Source organism: Helicobacter pullorum, assembly GCF_900638355.1.
Classification (GTDB): Bacteria; Campylobacterota; Campylobacteria; order Campylobacterales; family Helicobacteraceae; genus Helicobacter_D; species Helicobacter_D pullorum.
Map to the genome: position 1 here is coordinate 1,514,104 of NZ_LR134509.1, position 18,284 is coordinate 1,532,387.

Below are 18,284 nucleotides of genomic sequence, written 5' to 3' on the forward strand. Positions count from 1 at the left end.
ACTATTCCCCCTCAAAGATTCCATTTTGGATACTTCGCTGCAATTCTTGTGCTTTTTTTAACAATTCTCTTTGATCCTCACTAGCTTCTTTGGCGTTTTTATCTTGAATAGATTCTGCACTCAAAGAAGCTTTGGAGGAATTATTTTGAAGATTATCTATTACCCCCATTTTCACAAAAGTATCTTCATAATTCTTGCCACCTTTTTTAACTCTTATATAAACTTGCCCGCTTGCTTGATCATACAAATAAGTATCATCCATATCATTAAACATTACCCAAGGTTGTGCATATAAACTACCAGCCATTAAAAGAATGCAAAATATCCTCATTACTTACCTCTTTTGATAATTTTGCAATATTTTAACACAAATAGATTGGATTGATTCTATAAAATCTTCATTTCAAATTCTATATTTGCTTCTTGCAAGGCTTCTTGAAGTATTTGTAAATTCTGCACTTCAAAATATATCGCAATCCCACAATCACTTGAAAACTCTCTAGGTGTAGGAGTAAGCTTGAAAGTAAGATTGAGACTTTTGCAGACTATTTCTGCTTCAAATGCACTTGCGGTAGTAAAAAACAAAAGATAGCCCTTTTGCATTAAATCCCCCTTTTTTTGCTTAATTTCTTGCAATTGTTGCTAGAGCGGCAATACAAGATTCTATCTCTTCTTGTGTGGTAAATATCCCCGCACTCAAGCGTATGCTCCCTCCACTCTCAAAACTTCCTAAAATCTTATGTGTCGCAGGATTGCAATGCAACCCTACACGCGCACAGATTCCAAACTCCCTATCAAGCCTAAGTCCCACTTCAGACACACTTTTGCCCTCTATTGCAAGCGAAAGTGTAGCATTAGCAGGATTTTTAACCTCATAGATTCTTAGATTTTTTATACTTTGTAGCCCTTGTGTGAGTTGCTCCCTTAATTGCATCTCATAGCGGTGAATCTCCCCTATGCCTTTAGATTCTATCCACTTTAGCCCTGCACACAGCCCAGCAATTCCATGCATATTTGGCGTGCCACTTTCAAATCTATCGGGCAAAAACATTGGCTGAATCTCTTCCTCGCTCAAACTCCCTGTTCCACCAAATATAAGTGGCGAAAGGCTTTTTGTATCAACCCTATCACTCATCACCAATGCCCCCACACCCATAGGGGAAAGTAGCCCTTTATGCGCACTTAATGCCAAAAAATCCACCTGTTCCATCACATTGTGCATTTCTACACAACCCACACTTTGTGCAGCATCAAGCAAAAATGCTACCCCTTCTTGTTTTGCCAATACACTTAGCTCATCAAGTGGTATCATTGCTCCACTAACATTATTGATATGCGCGCAAGCAAGAAGTTTTGCACCCTTTAGAATCTCTCTAGTAGATTCTAAATCTAGCTCACAAAACTGCGTACAAGGAATCTCCCTAATTTCTATATTTAGTCGCTCACGCAATACATTAAGAGGACGCTTCAAAGCATTATGTTCCATTGATGTCGTTACTACCACATCATTTTTTTGCAAAAACCCAAACAAAAGCGTGTTGATTGCCATTGTGGCATTAAGTGTGAAAAGCACTCTTTTGCAATCTTTTAAGCCCAATAAATCTGCCAAAAGTCGGCGTGTATGGTAGAGAATCCGCCCAGATTCGATAGAAAGCGTGTGTGCGCTCCTCCCCGGGCTTGACCCAATGCCCTCCATAAACTCACACACCGCTTCTTTCACGCCCGGAGCTTTAGGGAAAGTTGTAGCAGCATTATCCAAATAAATAAATTTTGGGAGTTCCACACTCTACCTTTACTATCACTGCTTTTGTAAATGATAAGTTATCTCGCCTTGCTCCTCTTTGAGAACCTCTACTGCATAGCCATAATGACTTGCCATACGCTTAATATTATCACTTGAAGCCCCACAGCTACATAATACTTCTATTGTATCTTCACCTTCTTCAAGTAGTGGCTTGAGATTTAGCACCGGTTCTGGGCAAGAAAGCCCTCTAACATCAAGTTGTTTCATACTATCTCCTTTCTCTTGCAAACAATGCTACAAGCAAACAAAACACTATGCCCACAAACACTGCAATCGGTGCATTTGCTCCAATTCCATTTGCCGAACTTGCAAGGCTAAAATTATGTGCAAATGCCGCACCCATCAGCAAACCAAATACAAACACGCCCGCATCACTATCACCCTCTCCACTTAGCACAAGTTGCCTACCTGGACAACCACCTGCCAAACTAAAAGCAAATCCAGAAAGCAACATACCCAAAAAATTCCAAACCCAATCATTATGAGCTATGGGCTGTCCGCTAAATCCGGGGTTGAAAAAACCTAATGCAAGATTTGTGAAAAATGCCGCAACCACAAGGGCTATGACACCTTGCAAAATATGCGTATCTTTGAGCAATATTGTATCACGCACTGCTGCTATCATACAAAAACGACTTTTTTGGAATATCGCACCCAAAAATAAACCAGCAACAAGTGAAATAATAAGTGGTGCGTGTTGTGAGCCCGGACCTTTTTCCGAAAATTTCACTGGTGCTGAAGAATCTACAAGCCCCCAAAGCAACAACCCAAAAAGCCCAAGCACAAAAAGCGGGAAAACAAAGCCTACAACTTTGCTAGCAGGGTAAGAACGCTCAAGTGAAAAACCTCGTTTTAAGAAAAATATACCCATAAGGATTCCAGCGACAAGCCCAAAGATTCCAGCTATTGCAGTAAAATCCCCCGCACTAAATCTAAGCCACATTCTCCAAGGACAACCCAAAAACACTAATGCACCAATCATTGCAAAAAATCCAAGCATAAATCGCACCACCGGTGCAGACCCAGCACGAGGGCGAAACTCCCCAAATGCAAAACTTGCTACCAATGCACCAAACACAAGCCCAATAATTTCAGGACGAATATATTGCACGATAGGGGCTTGATGCAAATTTATCGCACCTGCTATATCACGCGTAAAACATGCTGCACACATTCCCATATTGCCCGGATTTCCCAAAGAAACCAAAATAGGCGCTAAAATACCCAATGCTACACCTGCCAAAATAGGCCAAATAGCTAATCGCATAAAAACTCCTAAAAATAATCAATGACAGCTTTAGTAAGAATCTAAGAAGTGCTGTGTGCTTAATCCTTAAGCCAAATAAAATAAAATCGTAATGCAAAATGCCTTAAAAAGGTATAAAATACAACCAATGAAGAATTTAAAAAAGTATTAATGAAGTAAAAATAAAACTTTAAGCTAAGCAAAAAGCTTAGCCATTTCTTTTTTCCATAATTTCTTTAGAAATATTGCTTGGCACTTCACCATAATGGTCAAATTCCATTGTGTAAGTCCCACGCCCTTGTGTAGCAGAACGCAAATCTGTAGAATAGCCAAACATCTCTGCTAATGGGACAAACGCATTAACAATTTTCAATCCCATTCTATCATCCATTGAATTAATCTGCCCTCTTCTACGATTCAAATCCCCAATTACATCACCCATATATTCTTCAGGGACTTCTACTTCTACTTTCATCATAGGTTCTAGCAATACTGCACCTGCTTTGCGACACGCATCTTTGAAAGCCATAGAACCAGCGATTTTAAATGCCATTTCTGATGAATCCACATCATGGTAACTACCATCATACAATGTTACTTTAAAATCAACTACAGGATACCCAGCTAATACACCATTTTGCATTGCTTCTTGAATCCCTTTATCAACTGCAGGAATATACTCTTTAGGAATCACACCACCTGAGATATTATTCACAAACTCATAGCCTTTGCCCGGCTCTTGTGGCTCTAAGCGAATAAAGACATGCCCATATTGCCCTCTACCACCAGATTGTTTAGCGTATTTACATTCTTGCTCTACACTTTGGCGGATAGTTTCACGGAATGCTACTTGTGGTTGTCCCACTTCTGCTTCTACTTTAAACTCTCTTTTTAATCTATCTACAATAATCTCTAAGTGCAATTCACCCATACCAGAAATGATGGTTTGTCCAGATTCTTCATCTGTATGCACCCTAAAGCTTGGATCTTCTTCAGCAAGTTTTGCCAACGCTAAAGCCATTTTTTCTTGGTCAGCTTTTGTTTTTGGTTCTACAGCAATAGAAATAACCGGATCTGGGAATTCCATTCTCTCCAAAATCACTGGCTCTTTTTCAGAACAAAGTGTATCTCCTGTCAATGTTTCCTTCAAACCAACAAAAGCACAAATCTCCCCTGCATACACTTCTTTGATATCTTCGCGTTTGTTAGAATGCATTTTTAGCAATCGACCTACACGCTCTTTCTTGCCTTTGGTAGAATTAAGCACATAACTTCCAGATTCTAAACTTCCACGATATACACGCACGAAAGTTAATTGCCCTACAAATGGGTCTGTCATAATCTTGAAAGCCAATCCTGCAAATTCTCCATCATCTGTAGATTTTACGCTAATTTCTTTTTCTTCATCTTTTGCATCAACACCACGGATATCAGCCACTTCTGTTGGAGCAGGCAAATAATCAATAACCGCATCTAGCAATGTTTGAACCCCTTTATTTTTAAAGCTAGAGCCACAAAGCATAGGGATAATTTCCATTGCCAAACAGCCTTTTTTAATAGCCGCTTTAATTTCCTCTGTGCTTAATTCCTCACCACCAAGGTATTTTTCCATCAAAGCTTCATCTTGTTCTGCAGCAAATTCCACCATTTTTTCACGATATTCATTTGCCTTTTCTACCAAATCTGCAGGAATCTCTTCAATATCATACTTCGCACCCATAGATTCATCATTCCAAACAATCGCTTTCATTTGAATAAGATCCACTACGCCCTTAAAAGTATCTTCTGCTCCAATTGGAATCACAAGCGGAACTGGTCTTGCTTTTAATCGGTTAGCAATTTGAGATTCTACATTATAAAAGTTTGCTCCAATTCTATCCATTTTGTTTACAAAAACAATTCGTGGAACACCATATTTATTAGCTTGTCTCCATACAGTTTCACTTTGTGGTTGAACCCCACCAACAGAACAAAATACAGCAACAGCACCATCTAAAACACGCATTGATCTTTCTACTTCGATTGTAAAATCCACGTGTCCGGGAGTATCAATAAGGTTGATTTGATGATCTTTCCAAAAACAAGTTGTCGCAGCAGAAGTAATTGTGATACCTCTTTCCTTTTCTTGTTCCATCCAATCCATCGTTGCAGCACCATCATGCACTTCACCGATTTTATGACTTACACCAGTATAAAACAAGATTCTTTCAGAAGTTGTTGTTTTACCAGCATCAATATGTGCTGCAATACCAATATTTCTAATTCTATTTAATGGGGTTTTTCTAGCCATTTTGTAATCCTTTGGGAATATAATTTTCTAAAGAAATGCAGGAATTTTAGAAGGAAAAAAACCTTCTAAAGGAATTACCAACGATAATGTGCAAAAGCTTTATTAGCCTCTGCCATTTTATGCACATCTTCTTTTTTCTTAAAAGCTGCTCCTCTTTCATTTGCAGCATCAATAAGTTCATTTGCCAAACGCTCAATCATTGTTCTTTCATTTCTTTTTCTTGCAGAATCAAGCAACCAACGAATTGACAAAGATTGTTGTCTTGCAGGACGCACTTCTACAGGAACTTGGTATGTAGCCCCACCCACACGACGACTTCTTACTTCAACTAAAGGCTTAACTTTCTCTAATGCTTTTTGGAAAGTTTCAATGCCTTTTTCTTTTGTTTTTTCTTCAATTTTGTCAAATGTTGCATAGATGATTTTCTCTGCTACGCTTTTTTTGCCATCATACATCATTTTATTAATAAACTTTGTTACTACAATGTTATTATAAATTGGATCGCCCAAAACCTCTCTTTGAGGAGCTTTTCTTCTTCTCATTTTTTACCTCACTTACTTTTTAGAATCGCCTGATTTAGCTTTTTTAGCACCATACTTACTGCGTGAAACTGTTCTTTTTGCAACACCTGCAGTATCTAATGCACCACGGATAATATGGTATTTAACACCTGGTAAATCTTTTACCCTACCGCCACGAATAAGCACGATAGAGTGCTCTTGTAAGTTATGTCCTTCACCAGGAATATAACTAATTACCTCAAACCCGCTCGTTAATCTAACTTTTGCTACTTTTCTCAAAGCAGAGTTAGGTTTTTTAGGCGTTGTTGTATAAACACGAGTACAAACCCCTCTTCTTTGGGGGCAAACTACCAAAGCTGGAGACTTTGATTTCTTAATAACTTTTTTTCGTTCTTTTCTAATCAACTGGTTAATAGTTGGCACTTGTATTCCTTCTTAAAATAATTTCAATAGAGAAAATGAAGCGGATTATATTCAAATCACACTTTATCTTTGCTTAAATTAAGGTTTAAATAACCTTAATTTTCCTTAATTTTAACCTTCTTGCTCTTATAGATTCCCGTTCCAACAGGTATCATACGCCCTAATACAATATTTTCTTTCAAATCTTCTAAATTATCAATTTTGGCTGCAATACTTGCTTCTGTCAAAACTTTGGTTGTTTCTTGGAAAGAAGCTGCTGAAATCACAGAATCGCTTCCAATAGCTGCCCTTGTAATACCCAAAAGCACTGGTTCTGCAATTGCTGGGATTCCTCCCATTCTAATAATTCTAGCATTCTCCTCTCTAAAATGTCTCTTACTTACTAAGTCTCCTTCTATGAATTTCGTGTTGCCACTATCATAGATACGAACTTGCCTTAGCATTTGTGAAACAATGATTTCAATATGTTTATCTGCAATGCTTACCCCTTGTCGGCGATAAACTTGTTGTACCTCACTTACAATGTATTTATACAGCTCTTTTTCTCCACCGATTCGTAGGATATCTTGACTAGCCACTACACCATCTGTCATTGCTTCACCTGCATGGACAAATTCACCATCATGCACCAAAATTTGCTTGGACTTGTCAATGAGATATTCTGCCACTCTTCCATCATTAGCAGTAATAATGATTTTTTCTTTACCTCTAATTGGTTTGCCAAAACTCACAATTCCATCAATTTCCGCTAAAACTGCAGGATCTTTTGGTTTTCTTGCTTCAAAAAGCTCTGAAACTCTTGGGAGACCCCCTGTAATATCTTTTGATTTTACAAGTGCTTTTGGAGTCTTCGCTAGAATATCTGCCATTTCTACTTGAGCACCATCAGCAACAAAAATTGCAGTTTTAGGATCAAGTGCATAGCGTATCAACCCACCCTTAGCAGTAGATAATACCAAAGTAGGCTTATAGGCACTTGCGATATATTCATTAACCACCAATCTTGTTTGCCCTGTTAATTTGTCTGTTTGCTCAGAAACAGTCAATCCCGGAATGATATCCTCAAACTTAATAGTTCCTGCCTCTTCTGATATAATCGGATTAGAATAAGGATCCCAATCTGCAATTACAATTTGCTCATCATTTTCCGGGCTTGCAATCAAAGTGCTTTTTGTCACCCTTTGATTATCTTCTACTTCAATCACAGAATCTCTAGCAATGTAATGACGCGCTGCTTCTTGATCATACTCATCAGCAACCACTGCAAATACACCTTTTTCAGTAATTTTTTCGCCCTTTTTCAAAGCTCTATAACGCTCTAAATGATCGCCTTGCAAGTAATAATACTTCACAATCCCTTCTTCTTTGGCATAAATTTTTTGAGTAATTGGTGCGTTGTCTTCTACTTTTAATTCACTTGCATAAGAGATTCGATTAGGAATATTCCAACTATCTTTGATAATATCTACAATACTTCCCTCATCTCTCACATAATGCCCACTTGGATATGGAATATAGAATTTTCCTTCAATTTTCCCTGTTACACCTGCTAGCTCATTTGGTTTTGCCACATCACTTTTTCTTAAAGTGTATTTTGCAGTTTCTTTCTTGCCAATCACAGAGATAATCACTTCATCATGCACAATATCTACTTTCAATTCTCCCTCAAATGGAGCTTTGATTTTTGGTTCAACAAGCAAGATTGCAGCATTTCTTCTATTGGAAATAATTCGCTTGCCTTCCCTATTTTTATAGGTTTTGACATTATAATAACGAATAAATCCTTCTTTATCAGCTACAACTTGACGCTCTTCTTGACTTCTGCTTGCTGTCCCACCGATATGGAAAGTCCTCAATGTCAATTGCGTTCCGGGCTCACCGATAGATTGTGCTGCCACAACTCCAACTGCCTCACCCATCTTAGAAATTCTAGATTCTCCGAGATTTAATCCATAACATTTAGCACACACACCTTTTTCGGCTTTACAAGTTACAGGAGTGCGGATAATGACAGATTTTACACCTGCTTCTTTTACCTTTCTAGCTTTTTCCTCATCTATAAGCACACCTTCACTAATAAGAACTTCATTAGTGATTGGGTCGATAATGTTTTCTGCTATAACACGCCCAAAGATTCTTTCATCCAAAGATTCAATGAGTTCGCTACCAATAGTAATATCTGTAATTTCAACTCCCTCATTAGTGCCACAATCATCCATTACAATCTTCACATTTTGACTTACATCGATGAGTTTTCTTGTCAAATAACCTGCATTTGCGGTTTTAAGCGCAGTATCTGCCAAACCTTTTCTTGCACCATGTGTTGAAATAAAATACTCTAACACATTCAAACCTTCTTTGAAGTTTGAAGTAATAGGTGTCTCAATAATCGTTCCATCAGGCTTTGCCATCAAACCACGCATTGCAGAAAGCTGTCGAATCTGCCCTGCACTACCTCTTGCTCCAGAATCTGCCATCATATAAATGGAGTTGAATCCAGCCTTATCATTTTCAATAAGCTTCATCATTTCATTACCCAAAGCATTATTAGTATCTGTCCAAACGTCAATAATCTTATTATAACGCTCTTGCTCTGTCAATAAGCCCGCTCCAAATTGTGCTTGAATATCTTTTACTTTTTTCTTTGCACCCTCAATGACTTTATTTTTATTGCTTGGGACAATAATATCATCTGCAGAAATAGAAATACCGGCTTTGGTTGCATATTTGAAACCTAAATTTTTTAAGTTATCAAGGAAGCTAGCAGTAATCCCAACTCCACCTTCTTTATACACATAATCAATCAAGGTTGCAATATCTTTTTTCTTCAATACCTTATTCCACAAATGCATCGGAACAAAATCAGGCAAAATGGATTTTAGAATCATTCTGCCAATTGTTGTATTAACAATCCTATCTTCCACATACACTCTTACTTTGGAGCTAATTTCGACTACCCCTGCTTCTAGTGCAATATGAATTTGATCAATATTAGAGAAAAGCTTATGCTCTCCTTTGGAATTGTCTTTTTCCAAAGAAAGATAATAAAGACCCAAAACCATATCTTGACTAGGAACAGTAACAGCCTTACCGCTTGCAGGAAGCAAAATATTCATAGAACTAAGCATTAATAATTTGCATTCTGTAATTGCCTCTTGAGAAAGCGGAACATGCACTGCCATTTGGTCACCATCGAAGTCTGCATTAAATGCAGCACAAACTAATGGATGCAATTGAATTGCCTTTCCATCAATAAGCTTAGGATGGAAAGCTTGAATAGATTGCTTATGCAAAGTCGGCGCACGATTCAACATTACTGGATAATCTTCTACAATCTCTTGCAAACATTCCCATATTTCACTGCTTTTGCGCTCTATCATTTTTTTGGCTTGTTTGAGAGTTGTTGCATAACCTTTCTCTTCAAGCTTAGATAAAATATGTGGTTTAAATAATTCTAAAGCCATATTTTTAGGCAATCCACATTGATCCATTCTCAAATTTGGACCAACAACAATAACACTTCTTCCCGAGAAATCCACACGCTTTCCAAGTAAGTTTTGGCGGAATCGCCCTTGCTTACCTTTAATAATTTCAGAAAGAGATTTCAATGGACGCTTATTAGCACCTTTGACAGCATTTGCATTTCTACCATTATCAAAAAGTGCATCTACCGCTTCTTGCAACATTCTCTTTTCGTTTCTTACAATAATCTCTGGTGCATCAAGCTCAATTAATCTCTTTAATCTTTGATTTCTGTTAATTACCCTTCGGTACAAGTCATTGACATCACTTACTGCAAATTTTCCACCATCAAGTGCAACCAAAGGACGCAAATCTGGTGGCAACACAGGAAGAACAGTAAGCATCATCCACTCTGGACGATTTTGCCCACCAGAAACCACGAAACTTTCTACCACTTTTAAACGCTTAATAATAGTTTTCTTTTTGGCTTCTGAATTAGTTGTTTTAATTGCTTCTTTTAGCTCGGCAATCAAATCCACCAAATCAATCCCTTCTAGCAATTCTTTGACAGCCTCTCCACCCATTTGCGCAACAAAACCTGTATGCTCGAATCTTTGAGAAAGATTTTGGTATTGCTCTTCATTGAGCACATCATATTTTGCAACCGGTTTTGTTCCTTCATTATCATAAAAAGCCTCTCCGGGTTGCTTGACAATATAAGCTTCATAATACAATACACGCTCTAAATCTTTCATTTTGACACCAAGCAATGTTCCAATTCTGCTTGGAAGTGAATTAACATACCAAATATGCGCTACTGGGGTTACTAGCTCGATATGTCCCATTCTTGAACGACGAACTTTGGAACTTGTAACTTCCACTCCACATTTTTCACACACTATGCCTTTGTAACGCATTTTTTTGTATTTTCCACAAAGGCATTCATAATCTCTTACTGGACCAAAGATTTTGGCACAAAACAATCCATCACGCTCTGGCTTTAATGTGCGATAGTTAATTGTTTCTGGCTTTTTAACCTCTCCATGACTCCAACTGCGAATCTTCTCTGGACTTGCAAGCAAAAGCTGAAATGCATTAAAATCGCTTGGACGATTATCTTCTTTAATAAGGATTGGTTCATTCACCCCTTCCTTATTCTTTGCAAATACATTGACATCTAATGCAAGGCTTTGCAATTCTTTAGTTAAAACATAGAAAGTTTCTGGTATTTCTGATTCTTTAACAGACTCCCCCCTAGTAATAGCTTTGTAAGCTTTTACACGCCCTTCGACATCATCTGATTTGATCGTTAGCATTTCTTTTAAAGTATGGGCTGCACCATAAGCTTCTAATGCCCAAACTTCCATCTCTCCAAACCTCTGACCACCAAAGAGTGCCTTACCACCCACTGGTTGTTGTGTTACAAGACTATATGGACCCGTACTTCTTGCATGCACTTTTTCATCTACAAGATGGTGAAGTTTTAGCATATACATATACCCTACATTCACACGCTCCATCATTTTCTCACCGGTTCTACCATCATATAGTTCTGTCTTACCATCTGAATCAATTTTAGCCAATGCAAAGAGTTTTTCAAATTCTTTTGCATTAACGCCTTCAAAAACAGGGGTAGCAAATTTTACACCCTTGCTCCAATCTCGTGCATAAGTTAGCAAATCCTCATCACTCAAAGAATTCAAGAAAGTTTTAATCTCTTTCATTCCTGAAGTTTCTGCAATTTCTTGCATTTTGTCTCTTAATTTGCCAATCCACTTACCTTTTTCCTCTTCAAACACAAGAGAGATTTGTTCGCCTAGATTCTTCCCTACCAACCCCAAATGGACTTCCAAAATTTGCCCAATATTCATACGGCTAGGCACCCCTAGAGGATTTAATACAATTTCTACTGGACGCCCATCTTTAGTATAAGGCATATCGACTTCTGGGACAATATTAGACACAATCCCTTTATTACCATGTCGCCCTGCCATTTTATCGCCGACTTTTAATTTGCGTTTTGTTGCCACATAAATCTTGACAAGTTTGACAACACCACTTGGCAAAATATCATCTTTTTCAATAATAGAAAGCTTTTCTTCATGCTCTTGACTTAGATTCTTCTTTTGTTCTAAGAAATTAGCTTTGAGTGCGTCATATTTGCTTTGTATCTCTTTTGAATATCCCTTAATAATTGTTCCCATTACAAAGCGATTTACATTTTCTAAATCTTCTTTTGGGATTACACTTCCTTTTTTGTATTCTTTATCGCCTATTTTTACATTGCTTGCAAGTTTTTCTTTAGAAAGAATAGAACCAATCCTTAAGCTTTCTTCTCTATCAAGCATTAAAAGTTTATCGTGATGCTCTAAATCCAAACGAGCTTTTTCTTCCTCATAAGCGACGATAGCGCGCTTATCTTTGTCATAACCTTTTTTTGTAAAAATTTTGACATCTACTACTGTCCCTTCTAAACTTGGAGGACAATACAAAGATTTATTTACAACATGCCCTGCTTTTTCGCCAAAGATTGCTCTTAATAATCTCTCTTCTGGAGTTGGCTTTACTTCACCTTTTGGAGAAGCTTTCCCTACCAATATCATTCCACCTGTAACATAAGTCCCGATTTTAACGATTCCACTCTCATCAAGATGAGCTAATTCTTCTTCACGAATATTTGGAATATCTCTTGTGATTTCCTCTACACCATGTTTGAGTTCCCTTGCTTCAATCTCTTTTTCATAAATGTGGATTGAAGTAAAAGCATCATTGCAAATAAGCTTTTCACTCACAACAATAGCATCTTCAAAATTATAACCATTCCATGGCATAAAGGCTACACGAATATTCTTTCCTAATGCAAGCTCTCCTTTATCCATATTTGGACCATCTGCGATTACATCGCCAGCTTGCACTACATCACCAGCTTTGACAATTGGTTTTTGAGAAAAAGAAGTATTTTGGTTGGTTCTTAGATTCTTTTGAAGGGAATAATGATCAATGAATGCACCATTTTCATCTTCACCCAAAATATAAATATTCTTAGCATCTACTTTTTCAACAACACCGCCACGCGTTGCTTTTACACTCTCCCAAGAATCCCTTGATACAATTTTTTCAATCCCTGTTCCAACCACAGGTGCATCAGGGCACAATAAAGGAACAGCTTGGCGTTGCATATTTGAACCCATCAAAGCACGGTTTGCATCATCGTGTTCCAAAAATGGAATCAAACTAGCAGCAACACCTACCACCATTCTTGGACTAAGGTCAATTAATTCTACCTTAGAAGATTCCATAAGGATAATTTCACCATCTTTACGCACTTCAATAATATCTTCTTTGATTACATTATCATTAGTCAAAACAGTGCTTGCAGGAGCAATTACAGCCCCCTCTTCTTGAGTGGCAGTTAAATACACAATCTCATCTGTAACTTTTTTATCCACGACCTTTCTATAAGGTGCTTCAATAAAGCCCAACTCATTTACCTTCGCATAAGTAGATAAGGTATTAATCAACCCGATATTTTGCCCCTCTGGAGTTTCAATAGGACAGATTCTTCCATAATGCGTTGGATGCACATCACGCACTTCAAAGCCTGCTCGCTCTTTTACCAAACCGCCTTCTCCAAGTGCAGATAATCTTCTTTTGTGTGTAACTTCAGAAAGTGGATTTGTTTGATCCATAAATTGAGAAAGTTGCCCACCAGTAAAAAATTCCAAAATCGTTCCTGTAATCATCTTGGAATTAATCAAATCATGTGGCATAAGCTCCTCTAAACCGCTACTAATTGTCGAAAGCTTATCGCGAATCGCTTTTTGCATTTTTACTAATCCCAAATGAAGCTCATTTGCCAAAAGCTCTCCAATAGCACGGATTCTACGATTTCCTAAGTGATCCCTATCATCGATTCTGCCTTGTCCATTTTTCACATGGATAAGATAACGCACGGTTTTAATAATATCTTCATGAGTAAGAACAGTCACATAATCTGGCACAGAAATATCAAGCTTATGATTCATCTTCATACGCCCTACTCGAGTCAAATCATAACGCTCTGGGTCAAAGAATAGCTGTTGCACAAATTGCTTAGCCGCTTCTTTTGTTACAGGCTCTCCTGGTCGCATTACTTTATAAATACGGATTGTTGCCAAATCATTTTCATTATCAATTTTTTCAGTTTGCTTAAGAAGCTTGAGAGATTCTGCATCGGCAATAAAAGCATTAATCACAGAAGAATCCACGCCACTTGCCAAGTCATTTGCAATTACAAACTCATTAATGCCAAGCTCTGCTAATTTCTTAAGCTTTGAATCATCCATCAAAGTCAAAGCATCAAAAAGAATCTCACCACTCTCTTTATCAATGATAGGTTCTGCAAGATAACGATTTGCCAAAATATCAATTGGATATTCAATCATATTAAGCTTTTCTTCTTTTAATGCTTTTGCCTTTTTTGCAGTCAAGCGTTTCCCTGCTGCAAGAATCAATTTTCCTTTTGTATCTCTAATATCAAAATCTACACGCCCTATAAATTCTTCTGGATCAAATGGAATGAAGTATTTTCCAGATTTATGTTTAATTGTCAAAAGCGGATAGAACATTTTTAAAATATCTTGCTTTGAATACCCTAATGCTCTAAAAAGAATCGTAACAGGAATTTTTCTTCTTTTATTGACACGCACAAAAAGGGTATCTTTGGCATCATATTCAAAATACAGCCAAGAGCCTCTATCAGGGATAATTTGCCCTGTATAAACAAGTTTATTAGAAGCTGTTGAAGATTCTTCTTCTTTAAAAATAACTCCCGGGCTTCTATGAAGTTGATTTACAACAACTCTTTCAACTCCATTAATAATAAAACTTGTCCTATCTGTCATTAATGGAATTTCTCTTACAAAAATATTTTGCTCTTTAATATCCTTGACGCCAAGTTTTTCACCCGTCTTTTCATCTCTCTCCCAAAGCACTAAACGGATTTTGATTTTCAAAGGAATCGAATAAGTCAAACCCCTTTCCATAGCTTCTCTTACCGTATAACGCGGCTTTCCATATTCACAACCTGCATATTCAAGACTAATACGATTTTGTGTATCATGTATAGGAAAAATAGACTTAAAAACTTTTTCAATACCTGATTCATTGTTATCTTGTGATTTCAAAAAAGCTTCATAACTACTTCTTTGCAATTGAAGCAAATTTGGAACTGCTATATTTTGCGGTATTTTAGTAAAATCAACTCTCAATCTATTTCCGGATTTTAAACTTATTGGCATAATCACTACCTTTATTATTTAATGTAGAATTTTGGAAGAAAAATGAAAGGGAGCCTAAACTCCCCTCTTATGACTTTATTTAATTTCGACTTTAGCACCAGCTTCTTCAAATTTTGCTTTAATTGCTTCAGCGTCTTCTTTTTTAACACCTTCTTTAACAGTAAATGGAGTTTTCTCAACTGCATCTTTTGCTTCTTTCAAGCCAAGACCTGTAACTTCTCTTACTACCTTGATAACATTGATTTTCTTATCTCCGCTATCTGCAAGGATAATATCAAACTCAGTTTTTTCTTCTCCACCACCAGCAGCACCACCAGCAACGGCACCACCAGCAACAACAGTTGGAGCTGCAGAAACACCAAATTTCTCTTCAAATGCTTTTACAAGCTCTGAGAGTTCCATTACAGAAAGATTACCAATGTATTCTAATACTTCTTCTTTTGAAATTGCCATAATTCATCTCCTTATTATATTATTCAGATTCTTTTTGTTTTCGTAAATTATCCAACCCTGTAACAAAATAGCGAGCAGGGGCAGTCCATACAGACAACAACATACCAATAAGCTCTTCTTTTGAAGGTAGTTTTGAAACTGCTTCAATGTGTTTTGCATCAACCAAAGCACCTTCATAATAACCAGCTTTAATGATCAATTTTCCACCAACTGAGTTTGAAAATTTACAAACTGCTTTGGATAAAGAAATTTGGTCTTCACCCCACAAAAAGATATTATTCTCTCTTAGCTCTAATCCTTCAATATTAGAGTTTTTCAATGCAATAGAAGCTAAAGTATTTTTAATCACTTGAACTTTTGCATTTTGAGACCTAATATCCGCTCTCAAAGCTTCTAATTCTTTTACTGTGAGACCTTTATAATCACAAACTGCTATCGCTTTAGATGCTTTAAATTCAGTTGTCAATTTCTCAATTAGGGCACTTTTCTCTGCTTTTGTCATTTTAACCTCCTTTCAGACGAAAGACTTATATAGGAATCTTTAAGCTTTTTTCAAAGCTCCTATAGTCATTAGTCTAAGATAAAAACAAGAATAAATTATTTCATATCAATTAACTCTTGAGTATCAAGCTTTAATGAAGGACTCATTGTTAATGATAAAGTAGCATTTTTAATATATTTACCTTTTGCAGTTGCAGGTTTTTGTCGGTTGATATTCCTTACAAGCGCAATGATATTTTCTTCTAATTTTTTAGCATCAAAGCTTACTTTTCCAACTGGTGCATGAACAATACCTTTTTTATCAACACGATAATTGACTTGACCGCTCTTAGCATTACTTACCGCTTTTGATACCTCCATAGTCACTGTTCCTGTTTTTGGATTTGGCATCAAACCTTTTGGACCAAGGATTCTACCTACTTTACCAACTAAAGCCATCATATCTGGAGTTGCAATTACCATATCAAAGTTCAAATCACCTGCTTTGATTTGCTCTGCTAAATCTTCATCCCCTACAATATCTGCTCCTGCTGCTTTAGCCTCATCTGCCTTAACACCTTTTGCAAATACTGCAACACGAACATTTTTACCTGTTCCATTAGGCAAAACAACCGCTCCACGTATCATTTGATCAGCATGTCTAGGATCTACACCCAAGCTCAACGCTATCTCAACTGTTTCATCAAATTTAGCAGATGCTAAAGATTTCACTGTTGCAGAAGCGGTTGTAATATCGTATATCTTTTTACAATCTACTTTTTCTAGTAGATTTTGCATTCTTTTAGTTAATTTTTTCGCCATATTTATACTCCAACGCGTCTTTTTTATTCTACAACTTCAATGCCCATACTGCGAGCACTTCCTTCGATAATTTTAATAGCTGCTTCCTCTGAATTTGCATTCAAATCATCCATTTTGGTTTTTACAATTTCCATTACTTGTGCTTTTGTTAATTTACCAACTTTATTTTTTAATGGATTATCAGAACCTTTTTGGATTCCTGCGGCTTTTTTAATTAAATCTGTTACAGGTGGTTTTTTTGTAACAAATGTAAAACTCTTATCTTGATAAACTGTAATTAATACTGGAATATTAAAATCTCCCATATCTTTAGTTTTTTCATTAAAAGCTTTACAAAATTCCATAATATTTACACCGCGTTGTCCTAATGCTGGACCTACTGGTGGAGATGGATTTGCCTTACCTGCAGGGATTTGAAGCTTAAGTTCGCCAATGATTTTCTTTGCCATAACTTATCCTTGTTTTTAGTAATTAAACTATTTTTTCCACTTGTGAATAAAGTATTTCAATAGGAGTACTTCTACCAAAAATTGAAACATTGAGTTTTAGCTTTCTATGTTCCATATCATATTCTTCCACCGTCCCAGTGAAATTCGCAAAAGGACCTTCAATAATTCTAACAACTTCACCTGCTTCAAAAATGATTTTTGGTTTGGGAGCTGCACGATTTTGCACCTTTTCAATGATGTGATTAATATCTGCTTCACTCAAAGGAGTAGGTTTTTTTGCTTCACCAATAAAACGACTGACTTTTGGTAAAGATTGGATTGTATGCCATAATGCTGTATCAAGATCAACCCGTATAAAAACATATCCCGGATAGAGACTTCTTTCGCTTATCTTTTTCTTATTATTCTTAACTTCAATAATATCTTCTGTTGGAACAACGATATCTGTCAAACGCTCTTCTAAATGATGCTCTTTTACAAGATTTTCAATACCACGTTTTACTGCTTGTTCACTACCAAAATATGTTTGAATCGCATACCAATACAACGCCATAGATAAATCCTAATAATTATAAAATACTAGAAACAAAACTGCCAAGAATGAAATCAACCAGTGCTAAAAATAGAGCAATAATTGTTACAACCATAATAACAGAAATAAAAGCATTTCTTACTTGTTCTTTTGTGGGAAAAATAACTTTTGATAACTCTTCTCTAGATAGTCTATAATAATTTATTAATTTTTTCATCACTTGTTTGTCTCTCTTTATTCCAAAATGGCAGGCCAGGAGGGACTCGAACCCCCAACACTCGGTTTTGGAGACCGACGCTCTACCATTGGAGCTACTGACCTACAAAAAACAAAAAGCTAAGGGAAAATCCCCTAGCTTTTAAGTTTTACTTCTTTATGAATTGTATGTTTATTTAATCTTGGGCAGAACTTTTTTAGCTCCAGTTTTTCTGTTTGTGTTTTTGCATTTTTTACAGTGCTGTAATTAATGTCACCACATTCAGAACATTTGAGACCAATTTTTACACGATTACCTTTAGCCATT

At 36.8% G+C, this 18,284-nt stretch carries 16 protein-coding genes and 1 tRNA gene; all 17 read right to left on the reverse strand.

The window, feature by feature from the left end; all coding sequences use genetic code 11:
- Window position 1: 1 nt before the first annotated feature.
- The 17 genes from EL247_RS07355 to rpmG all read right to left on the reverse strand — a co-directional run bounded on the left by EL247_RS07355 (window position 2) and on the right by rpmG (window position 18,283).
- Entirely contained in the window at window positions 2-331 is a 330-nt protein-coding gene (locus EL247_RS07355) for a hypothetical protein (RefSeq protein WP_005021334.1), read from the reverse strand.
- 56 nt (window positions 332-387) lie between these two features.
- Window positions 388-603, reverse strand: a complete 216-nt coding sequence (locus EL247_RS07360) for a DUF3343 domain-containing protein (RefSeq protein WP_054197863.1) — start codon at window positions 601-603, stop codon at window positions 388-390.
- A gap of 19 nt (window positions 604-622) precedes the next feature.
- Window positions 623-1,783 (reverse strand): aminotransferase class V-fold PLP-dependent enzyme, encoded by a 1,161-nt coding sequence (locus tag EL247_RS07365; RefSeq protein WP_126442144.1) that lies wholly within the window; start codon window positions 1,781-1,783, stop codon window positions 623-625.
- A gap of 15 nt (window positions 1,784-1,798) precedes the next feature.
- Window positions 1,799-2,011, reverse strand: a complete 213-nt coding sequence (locus tag EL247_RS07370) for a sulfurtransferase TusA family protein (protein ID WP_005021345.1) — start codon at window positions 2,009-2,011, stop codon at window positions 1,799-1,801.
- Window position 2,012: 1 nt separating this feature from the next.
- Window positions 2,013-3,071, reverse strand: coding sequence for a YedE family putative selenium transporter (gene yedE / locus EL247_RS07375; protein ID WP_126442145.1), 1,059 nt, complete (start codon window positions 3,069-3,071; stop codon window positions 2,013-2,015).
- A gap of 187 nt (window positions 3,072-3,258) precedes the next feature.
- Window positions 3,259-5,340 (reverse strand): elongation factor G, encoded by a 2,082-nt coding sequence (gene fusA / locus EL247_RS07380; RefSeq protein ID WP_005021352.1) that lies wholly within the window; start codon window positions 5,338-5,340, stop codon window positions 3,259-3,261.
- 74 nt (window positions 5,341-5,414) lie between these two features.
- Window positions 5,415-5,882 (reverse strand): 30S ribosomal protein S7, encoded by a 468-nt coding sequence (gene rpsG, locus EL247_RS07385; protein ID WP_005021354.1) that lies wholly within the window; start codon window positions 5,880-5,882, stop codon window positions 5,415-5,417.
- Window positions 5,883-5,894: 12 nt separating this feature from the next.
- Window positions 5,895-6,284: a 30S ribosomal protein S12 gene (rpsL, locus tag EL247_RS07390; RefSeq protein WP_005021361.1), complete on the reverse strand. Its 390-nt coding sequence runs from the start codon at window positions 6,282-6,284 to the stop codon at window positions 5,895-5,897.
- 95 nt (window positions 6,285-6,379) lie between these two features.
- Window positions 6,380-15,025 carry a DNA-directed RNA polymerase subunit beta/beta' gene (locus tag EL247_RS07395; RefSeq protein ID WP_172594063.1) on the reverse strand — a complete coding sequence of 2,882 codons (8,646 nt, stop codon included), beginning with the start codon at window positions 15,023-15,025 and terminating at the stop codon, window positions 6,380-6,382.
- 75 nt (window positions 15,026-15,100) lie between these two features.
- On the reverse strand, window positions 15,101-15,478 hold the full coding sequence (rplL, locus tag EL247_RS07400) for a 50S ribosomal protein L7/L12 (protein WP_005021366.1): 378 nt from the start codon (window positions 15,476-15,478) through the stop codon (window positions 15,101-15,103).
- 19 nt (window positions 15,479-15,497) lie between these two features.
- A complete protein-coding gene (rplJ, locus tag EL247_RS07405) occupies window positions 15,498-15,980 on the reverse strand; it encodes a 50S ribosomal protein L10 (RefSeq protein ID WP_005021369.1) in 483 nt (160 codons plus the stop codon).
- A gap of 95 nt (window positions 15,981-16,075) precedes the next feature.
- The gene (gene rplA, locus EL247_RS07410) at window positions 16,076-16,780 is read right to left on the reverse strand and encodes a 50S ribosomal protein L1 (protein WP_005021371.1); all 705 of its coding nucleotides are present in this window, start codon (window positions 16,778-16,780) and stop codon (window positions 16,076-16,078) included.
- A gap of 23 nt (window positions 16,781-16,803) precedes the next feature.
- Window positions 16,804-17,229, reverse strand: a complete 426-nt coding sequence (gene rplK / locus EL247_RS07415; protein WP_005021374.1) for a 50S ribosomal protein L11 — start codon at window positions 17,227-17,229, stop codon at window positions 16,804-16,806.
- A gap of 22 nt (window positions 17,230-17,251) precedes the next feature.
- Entirely contained in the window at window positions 17,252-17,776 is a 525-nt protein-coding gene (gene nusG / locus EL247_RS07420) for a transcription termination/antitermination protein NusG (RefSeq protein WP_172594092.1), read from the reverse strand.
- 22 nt (window positions 17,777-17,798) lie between these two features.
- Complete coding sequence (secE, locus tag EL247_RS07425; protein ID WP_040499787.1) at window positions 17,799-17,978, reverse strand: preprotein translocase subunit SecE; 180 nt, start codon at window positions 17,976-17,978, stop codon at window positions 17,799-17,801.
- 28 nt (window positions 17,979-18,006) lie between these two features.
- Window positions 18,007-18,082 (reverse strand) — tRNA-Trp (locus EL247_RS07430).
- 30 nt (window positions 18,083-18,112) lie between these two features.
- Window positions 18,113-18,283: a 50S ribosomal protein L33 gene (rpmG, locus tag EL247_RS07435; protein ID WP_005021381.1), complete on the reverse strand. Its 171-nt coding sequence runs from the start codon at window positions 18,281-18,283 to the stop codon at window positions 18,113-18,115.
- Between the last annotated feature and the right edge of the window lies 1 nt (window position 18,284).

Excerpts from the sequence above, each read along its gene's own strand:
- fusA (WP_005021352.1), bottom strand. The coding sequence starts at position 5,340 with ATGGCTAGAAAAACCCCATTAAATAGAATTAGAAATATTGGTATTGCA.
- rplA (WP_005021371.1), bottom strand. The coding sequence starts at position 16,780 with ATGGCGAAAAAATTAACTAAAAGAATGCAAAATCTACTAGAAAAAGTA.
- rpsG (WP_005021354.1), bottom strand. The coding sequence starts at position 5,882 with ATGAGAAGAAGAAAAGCTCCTCAAAGAGAGGTTTTGGGCGATCCAATT.
- rplK (WP_005021374.1), bottom strand. The coding sequence starts at position 17,229 with ATGGCAAAGAAAATCATTGGCGAACTTAAGCTTCAAATCCCTGCAGGT.
- rplL (WP_005021366.1), bottom strand. The coding sequence starts at position 15,478 with ATGGCAATTTCAAAAGAAGAAGTATTAGAATACATTGGTAATCTTTCT.
- EL247_RS07355 (WP_005021334.1), bottom strand. The coding sequence starts at position 331 with ATGAGGATATTTTGCATTCTTTTAATGGCTGGTAGTTTATATGCACAA.
- rpmG (WP_005021381.1), bottom strand. The coding sequence starts at position 18,283 with ATGGCTAAAGGTAATCGTGTAAAAATTGGTCTCAAATGTTCTGAATGT.
- EL247_RS07360 (WP_054197863.1), bottom strand. The coding sequence starts at position 603 with ATGCAAAAGGGCTATCTTTTGTTTTTTACTACCGCAAGTGCATTTGAA.
- EL247_RS07370 (WP_005021345.1), bottom strand. The coding sequence starts at position 2,011 with ATGAAACAACTTGATGTTAGAGGGCTTTCTTGCCCAGAACCGGTGCTA.
- EL247_RS07395 (WP_172594063.1), bottom strand. The coding sequence starts at position 15,025 with ATGCCAATAAGTTTAAAATCCGGAAATAGATTGAGAGTTGATTTTACT.
- yedE (WP_126442145.1), bottom strand. The coding sequence starts at position 3,071 with ATGCGATTAGCTATTTGGCCTATTTTGGCAGGTGTAGCATTGGGTATT.
- secE (WP_040499787.1), bottom strand. The coding sequence starts at position 17,978 with ATGAAAAAATTAATAAATTATTATAGACTATCTAGAGAAGAGTTATCA.
- rplJ (WP_005021369.1), bottom strand. The coding sequence starts at position 15,980 with ATGACAAAAGCAGAGAAAAGTGCCCTAATTGAGAAATTGACAACTGAA.